Below are 707 nucleotides of genomic sequence, written 5' to 3' on the forward strand. Positions count from 1 at the left end.
GCCCCGGCCCGAGCCCCGGCCCGACGACCGTCAAAGGCAATCGCCTGTTGATGCAAGGCGACCGCCATTACGACTACGACGCCTTCGGCAACCTGATCCGCGAACGCCGTGGCACCGGGCAGAAACTGGTCACCGAATACCGTTACGACTGCCAGCATCGGTTGGTCGGTGTCACATTGCCGGATGGAAGCTGTGCGAGTTATCGCTACGACGCCTTCGGCCGCCGCATCGCCAAAACCATCGACGGCAAAACCACCGAGTTCTTCTGGCAGGGCGACCACCTCGTCGCTGAAAGCAGCAAAGAGCACTACCGCAGCTACATCTACGAACCCGGCAGCTTCCGCCCGCTGGCCATGCTCGACGGCAAAGGCCCGCGTAAGGCTTGTCCCTTCTACTACCAGCTCGACCACCTGGGTACACCGCTGGAACTGACCGATTTTGGTGGTGAGATCGTCTGGTCGGCGAAGTACAACGCCTACGGCAAAGTCACGGACCTCGCACTCGGTGGAGGCGAGCAGCTCGACCAACCACTGCGTTTCCAGGGGCAGTACTTCGACGTCGAGAGCGGTCTGCACTACAACCGGCATCGGTACTATGATCCGCAGGTGGGGCGGTATCTGACGCCGGATCCGATCAAGCTAGCCGGTGGGCTGAACCAGTACCAGTACACGCCGAATCCGACGGGGTGGGTTGATCCGTTGGGGTTG

Annotated in this window: 1 protein-coding gene; it reads left to right on the top strand. The window is 61.7% G+C overall.

Annotation, left to right across the window (positions count from 1 at the left end):
• Nucleotides 1-707: RHS repeat domain-containing protein (locus AC1DLB_RS31365; protein WP_477786451.1), on the top strand; the 707-nt coding region annotated here is incomplete at both ends.

Source organism: Pseudomonas sp. 05N434 (genome assembly GCF_056396965.1).